Annotated in this window: 7 protein-coding genes; 6 read left to right on the top strand and 1 reads right to left on the bottom strand. The window is 72.9% G+C overall.

What is annotated here, in order from left to right:
- From Amac_RS57285 to Amac_RS12485, 6 genes are all read left to right on the top strand, one after another.
- On the top strand, positions 1-1130 hold a 1130-nt coding region (locus tag Amac_RS57285; protein ID WP_218041036.1), incomplete at its 5' end, for a D-apionate lactonase family protein.
- Entirely contained in the window at positions 1130-2170 is a 1041-nt protein-coding gene (locus tag Amac_RS12505) for an NAD(P)-dependent oxidoreductase (protein ID WP_155354506.1), read from the top strand. The genes Amac_RS57285 and Amac_RS12505, both read left to right, overlap by 1 nt.
- Positions 2167-2931: an HpcH/HpaI aldolase family protein gene (locus Amac_RS12500; protein ID WP_218041035.1), complete on the top strand. Its 765-nt coding sequence runs from the start codon at positions 2167-2169 to the stop codon at positions 2929-2931. Before Amac_RS12505 ends, Amac_RS12500 begins: the two co-directional genes overlap by 4 nt.
- Before the next feature lies 1 nt (position 2932).
- A complete protein-coding gene (locus Amac_RS12495; protein ID WP_246268278.1) occupies positions 2933-3325 on the top strand; it encodes a VOC family protein in 393 nt (130 codons plus the stop codon).
- The gene (locus tag Amac_RS12490; protein ID WP_155354504.1) at positions 3322-4590 is read left to right on the top strand and encodes a four-carbon acid sugar kinase family protein; all 1269 of its coding nucleotides are present in this window, start codon (positions 3322-3324) and stop codon (positions 4588-4590) included. The genes Amac_RS12495 and Amac_RS12490 overlap by 4 nt, the downstream gene beginning before the upstream one ends.
- Positions 4587-5348 (top strand): FadR/GntR family transcriptional regulator, encoded by a 762-nt coding sequence (locus Amac_RS12485; protein WP_246268272.1) that lies wholly within the window; start codon positions 4587-4589, stop codon positions 5346-5348. Before Amac_RS12490 ends, Amac_RS12485 begins: the two co-directional genes overlap by 4 nt.
- Before the next feature lie 21 nt (positions 5349-5369).
- Here Amac_RS12485 and Amac_RS12480 read toward each other — a convergent pair whose 3' ends face one another.
- Positions 5370-6536 carry an NADH-quinone oxidoreductase subunit D gene (locus tag Amac_RS12480; RefSeq protein ID WP_155354503.1) on the bottom strand — a complete coding sequence of 389 codons (1167 nt, stop codon included), beginning with the start codon at positions 6534-6536 and terminating at the stop codon, positions 5370-5372.
- Positions 6537-6553: the final 17 nt, after the last annotated feature.

Below are 6553 nucleotides of genomic sequence, written 5' to 3'. Positions count from 1 at the left end.
CCATCGGCCTGCACCTGACCCCCGACCTGATTTCCGCGACCCTGCCCCCCATCGGCCTGCACCCGACCCCCGACCTGATCTCCGCGTCCACGGACATGTCCGTCGATCGACCGGGTTCGCCCTTCCCGCGCATGTCCCCGGGACCCGAGCACGCGGTTTCCCCCTCCGCAGGCTCATCGGACTTGCTCGGCGTCGCCTCCTTCCTGCACGGGACCGTGGATCTGGGCACGTCCGGATGGCGTCGGGAGCTGGACCGGCTGGTCGCCGCCGAGCTCCCGCTCACGCTGAGCGCGGTGTGCTCGGCGCCGGGTCAGCTCGCCGCGCTGAGGGACGCCTGGCCGACCTCCGGCGGGGGCACGCTGCTGGTGTTCGACCGCGCGCACGGCACGCCCAGGGAGCTGGCGGCCGAGGCCCGGCACGCCTTCGCGGGCACGCCGGTGCGGATCGGCGGCGGCAGCCGGGCCCACTTCGCCGAGCTGAACCGGGCCGAGGACTTCCCGGCCGACCTCCTCGACCTGGTCGCCTTCCCGATCGCGGCCCAAGCGCACCACGCGGACGAGGCGAGCATCCGGGAGACGCTGCGGGTCCATCCCCTGGTCGTCCGCCAGGCCACCGAGCACGGCCGGCCGGTGTTCGCCGGGCCGGTCGGGCTGCTGCCGTCCTTCGGCTTCGCCGCCCCCGGCGACAGGCCCCCCTCCGCCCTCTTCCGCGCGGCCTGGCTGGTCGGCGCGCTGAGCGCCCTCACCGGGGCGGCGGCGGTCAGCCTGGACGCGGCGGCCCTGGCGGATTCGCCGGCCCACCACGTCCTGGCCGCGCTCCGCCCCTTCACCGGCGGCCGTCTCGCCGATCCCGCCCTGCCCGCGGGACTCACCGGCCTTGCCGTACGGCGCGGAGGGCGGCTGCTGGTCGTGGCCGCGGCGTTGGACGGCGGGGAGCCGATCGTCCTGGACGCCCGCGGCCAGAGTCTCACCACGATCACCGAGGCGGACTCCCGGACGGAGCCGGACACGCCCGCCAACTCGCGGGAGGACAGCGGGTGGATCGTGCGGGAGCGCCCGCGCGGCGCCCGCGTGAGCCTGCGCCCTCCCTCGATCGCGATCCTCGTCACACCCCCAGGAGGAGACCACTGATGCCTTTCAGGATCGGCCTGACCCGCGACTTCCTCGACTCGGACGGGAATGTCGGGTGGGGCGACATCGGCCTGGCCGCGCTCGACGAGGCCGACGGCGTCGCCTGGGACTTCATCGACGTCACCTCCGGCGATATCCCGCCGGAGGCCGTGCGCGGCTACGACGCGCTGATCGTGCTCACGCCGAGGGTCACCGAAGACACGCTCAAGGGCGCCGACCGCCTGGCGCTGGTGGCCCGCTTCGGCGTCGGCTACGACAACGTGGACGTCGAGGCCTGCACCCGGCACGGTGTCGTGGTCACCATCACCCCGGACGGCGTGCGCGTCCCGGTCGCCGTGTCGGCGCTGACCCTGCTGCTGGCCGCCGCGCACCGGCTCAGGGAGAAGGACGCCCTGGTCCGGACCGGACGCTGGGCGGACAAGCTGGCTTATATGGGCACCGGCCTCACCGGCCGGGTCCTCGGTCTCGTCGGGTGGGGCAACATCGGCCGCGAGGTGTCCCGGGTGTGCGCCCCGCTGGGCCTGCGGCAGCTCGCCGCCGACCCCTTCGCCGATCGGGACGCGGCAGAGGCGGCCGGGGTGACGCTGGTCGAGCTGGACACGCTGCTGGCCGAGGCCGACTTCGTAGTCGTCACCTGCGCCCTCACCCCCCAGACCCACCATCTCCTGAACGCCTCCCGGCTGGCCGCGATGAAGCCGAGCGCCTTCCTCGTCAACGTGGCCAGAGGCCCGATCGTGGACCAGGCCGCCCTCACCGAGGCGCTCACCGCGCGGCGGATCGCCGGGGCGGCCCTGGACGTCTTCGAGGTCGAGCCGCCCGACCCGGCGGATCCGCTGCTGGCGCTGGACAACGTGCTGCTCGCCCCGCACGCGGTCGCCTGGACCGACGAGCTCGCGCTGGGCAACGGCTGCGGCGCGATCCAGGCCGCCCTGGACGTGGCCGCCGGGCGCGCGCCCGCGCACCCGGTCAACCCGGCCGCCCTCGACCATCCCCGCTTCCTTTCCAGCCCCCGCTTCCTCTCCAGAAAGGCATCCCGTTGACCATCAAACAGGCCCTCCGCAGCGGAGAGCTCGTCCTCGGCACGTTCGTCTTCGAGTTCGCGACCACCGGTATCGGCAGGCTCGCGGCCGGGGCGGGCGCCCGTTTCGTCATCTTCGACGCCGAGCACACCGGCTGGGGCTGGGAGACGCTCGGCCGGGTCGTGGCCACCACCCGGCCCACCGGGGCCGAGCCGTACATCCGGGTGCCCACCGCCGAGCGGACCCAGATCTCGCGCGCCCTGGACACCGGGGCCCGCGGGATCATGATCCCGATGGTGGACTCGGCCGGGCAGGCGCGCGATGTGGTGCGCTGGGCGAAGTACCCGCCCGACGGGGTCAGGGGCGCGGCGTTCGGCGTCGCCCACGACGACTACGCGGCCACCGACAACGTGGCCTACATGCGGGCGGCGAACGCGGACACGATGGTGATCGCCCAGATCGAGACCGTCGCGGGCCTGGAGTCCGTCGAGGAGATCGCCGCCGTGGACGGGGTGGACGTGCTGTGGGTGGGGCACTTCGACCTGACCAACAGCATGGGGATACCCGGCCAGTTCGAGCACCCCGACTACCTGGCGGCGCTGGAGCGGGTGGCGAAGGCCGCGAGCGCGGCGGGCAAGTCCGCCGGTTTCATGGCCGGGAGCCCGCAGGAGGCGGCCACGCTGATCGCCAAGGGCTTCCGGATCCTCGCCTACGGCGGCGACCTGTGGATCTACCAGGCCGCGCTGCGGGCCGGACTGAGCGAGGTCAGGGGACTTGGCTGACGTGGTGGATCATGTCGATCACATCGGGATCGCCGTCCGCGATGCCGACCTGGCCCTGCCGTTCTACGTGGAGCGGCTGGGGCTGACGGTGATCGGTGACGAGCTGGCCGACGATCCCGGGGTGCGGCTGGTCTATCTCGACGGCGGCAACGTCATGCTCCAGCTCGTGCAGCCGTACCGGGAGGGGCCGGTGGCCAGCTTCCTGGCCGAGCGCGGGGAAGGACTGCACCACGTCTGCTTCTGCGTGGGCGACATCCCGGCCACGCTCGCCGCCCTGCCCGGGCAGGGCGACGCGCCGATCTTCATGGGCGGGCGGGGCCGCCGGGCGTGCTTCCTGCTGGCGGAGCCGAACGGCGTACGGGTGGAACTCACCGAGCGGGAGCCGATCCGATGACCCGCGTGATCGTCCTGGACGACGACCCGACCGGCACCCAGGCGGCGGCCGGGGTGCCGGTGCTGCTCGACCTCGACGCCGAACTTCCCCCGGACGAATCCTGCTTTGTCCTGACAAACACCCGCGCGATGGAGGAAGATCAGGCGGTGCGCCTGATCCTCGGCCTGCGCGAGCGTTTCGGCGACGCGGAGTACGTCCTGCGCGGCGACTCCACCCTGCGCGGCCACGTGTTCGCCGAGTCCGACGCGCTCGGAGCCGCCGCCGGGGTGCTGCTGTTCGTCCCCGCCTACCCGGCGCTCGGCCGGGTGACGCTCGACGGCGTCCACCTCGTCACGGTGGACGGCCGCCGCATCCCGGCCGCCGAGACCGAGTTCGCCGCCGACCCCGTCTTCGGCTTCACCGCACCGACGCTGACCGCCTGGGCGCGCGAGGTGGGCGACCGCGCCGCGGCCTCGATCCCCCTGGATTCGGTACGCCAGGGCGGTCTCGCCGCCGCCCTCCGCCAGGCCCCGCCGGGCAGCGTGATCATCCCCGATGTCGAGACCGACGCCGACCTCATGGCCGTCTCCGCCGCGCTGGATGAGGCCCGCTCGGCCGGGGTTCCGGTCGTGCTACGCTGCGCCGCGCCCCTGGCGGCCATCCGCGCCGGGAGGCCCGCCGGCGGCCTGCTGGCACGGCCCGTCCCACGGCGACCCGGCGGGACGCTCGTGGTCTGCGGATCCCACACCGAGGCCAGCGGTGATCAGCTGGCCGCGCTGGCGGACGTCCTGGCGGCCCCCGTGCGGACCGTGTCGACCGACGCGGTCTTGTCAGGCGGTCCATCCGGGCCTGAGATTGAGGGACGGCGGGTGGCCGGGCTGGCCCGGGGCGACCTGGCCGAGCGGGGGGTGGCTATCGTGGCGAGCGAGCGGGTCAGGCGGGCCGGGCACGGCACGCTACGGCACGGCGCGCGGGTCATGACGGCCCTGTGCGCCGCCGCGTCCGCGCTTCGCCCCCAGCTCACCGCGGTGATCGCCAAGGGCGGCATCACCTCGGCGCAGGTGGCCCGCGACGGCTTGGGCGCGGGCGCCGCGCAGGTGCTCGGGCCGCTGTATCCCGGCGTGGCCGTCTGGGAGTTGCGGCCATCGGGCGCGGCTACGATCTCCTACGCGGTGGTCCCGGGAAACGTCGGGGACGCGCGGACCCTCGTGCACGTGGCCCATGCCTTCGGCCTGGAATCATCGCCCGCGACCTCGGAAGCCCGGCTCGGAGTAAGGAAGGGATGACGGTGGTGGAGCCCGAAGACAAGGGCAAGCGGATGGGCCGGCCGGGAACGCCCGCCATCACGTTGGCCGCGCCCCAGCGCGAGAGCGCCGTGGTCGACATCGCCAGGCAGTTGCTGTCCCAGCTGCTGAACGGGCACCTGAGGCCGGGCACTCGCCTGCCGTCCGAGCGGCAGCTGTCGGAATCCCTCGGCGTGGGCCGCTCCACGGTCAGGGAGGCGCTGAAGGCGCTGGACGTCCTGGGCATCATCGAGGTCAGGCAGGGCGACGGCACCTACCTCACGCGGGGCACGTCCAGCCTGCTGCCCAGCGCCATCGAGTGGGGCCTGATGCTGGGCCAGCCGCAGGTCCTGGACCTCATCGAGGCGCGCAAGCACATCGAGGTGATCATCGCCGAGCTGGCCGCCCAGCGCGCCGGCGCCGAGGACGTGGCAGAGCTGCGCACCCACCTGGCGGGAATGCGGGCCGCCCCCGACGCCACGGCCTTCGTCGAGGCGGACATCGCCTTCCACCTCGCGCTGGCCAACGCGGCCGGGAACTCGGTGCTCAGCGACATCCTCGGCAGCATCCGGTCGCTGCTGCGCGTCTGGATCCGGCGGGCCATCCACGAGGCGGGCGAGACGCAGACCACGATCGACGAGCACGCCGCCGTCCTGGCCGCCGTCGAGACCCGCTCCCCGTCGGCGGCCGGTGCGGCGATGCGCGGCCACATGGACGCCGCCGGGGGCCGCCTTCACCGCTCCCTCCAGGACGAGGTCTGACAGAGCCGATTACTTGTCGATTTACTTGTCGATGTCGCCCACGACGAAGAACATCGAGCCCAGGATGGCGACCATGTCGGCGACCAGGTGGCCGGGGAGCATTTCGCGGAGGACCTGGATGTTGTTGAAGGAGGCGCTGCGGAGTTTCAGGCGCCACGGGGTCTTCTCGCCACGGGAGACCAGGTAGTAGCCGTTCAGCCCGAGCGGGCTCTCCGTCCACGCGTAGGTGTGGCCTTCCGGCGCTTTGAGGATCTTGGGCAGGCGCTGGTTGATCGGTCCAGGCGGGAGCTCGCGCAGGCGTTCCAGGCAGGCGTCGGCCAGGTCGAGGGAGACCTTCAGCTGGTCGAGCAGCACCTCGAAGCGGGCGTGGCAGTCGCCGGCCGAGCGGGTGACCACCTTCACCGGGAGTTCCCCGTAGGCCAGGTAGGGTTCGTCCCGCCGCAGGTCCAGGTCCACGCCGGAGGCGCGGGCGATCGGGCCGCTCACGCCGTACTGCAGGATGGTTTCGCGGTCGAGCACGCCGACGCCGGTGGTGCGGGCCAGGAAGATCTCGTTGCCCATGATCAGGTTCTCGATGTCGGGCAGGCGGCGGCGCACGTCGGCGACGGCCCGGCCGGTGCGCTCCAGCCAGCCGAGCGGCAGGTCCTCCTTGAGGCCGCCGACCCGGTTGAACATGTAGTGCATGCGCCCGCCGGAGATCTCCTCCATCACGGCCTGGATGGTCTCCCGCTCCCGGAACGCGTAGAAGACGGGGGTGATCGCGCCGAGTTCGAGCGGGTACGACCCGAGGAACATCAGGTGGTTGAGCACCCGGTTCAGCTCGGCCAGCAGGGTGCGCGCCCAGACCGCGCGGACCGGGACCTCCATGCCGAGCATGCGCTCCACCGCGATCACGACGCCGAGCTCGTTGGCGAACGCCGACAGCCAGTCGTGCCGGTTGGCCAGCACGATGATCTGCCGGTAGTCGCGCACCTCGAACAGTTTCTCGGCGCCCCGGTGCATGTAGCCGATGATCGGCTCGGCGGAGGCGATGCGCTCGCCGTCCAGGGTCAGCCGCAGCCGCAGCACGCCGTGCGTGGACGGGTGCTGCGGGCCGATGTTGAGCACCATGTCCTCGGTGGCGAGCTCCTTCGGCACGGCCGAGGCCCCCGCGCCGACCCCGACGACGATCTCCTGTGGCTCGCTCACCGTTTCATGCTCCCACG

Source organism: Acrocarpospora macrocephala, assembly GCF_009687865.1.
In the GTDB taxonomy this organism is placed as follows: domain Bacteria; phylum Actinomycetota; class Actinomycetes; order Streptosporangiales; family Streptosporangiaceae; genus Acrocarpospora; species Acrocarpospora macrocephala.
The sequence above is the reverse complement of the archived record's forward strand: the minus strand, read 5'-3'. Positions and strand labels throughout refer to the sequence as shown.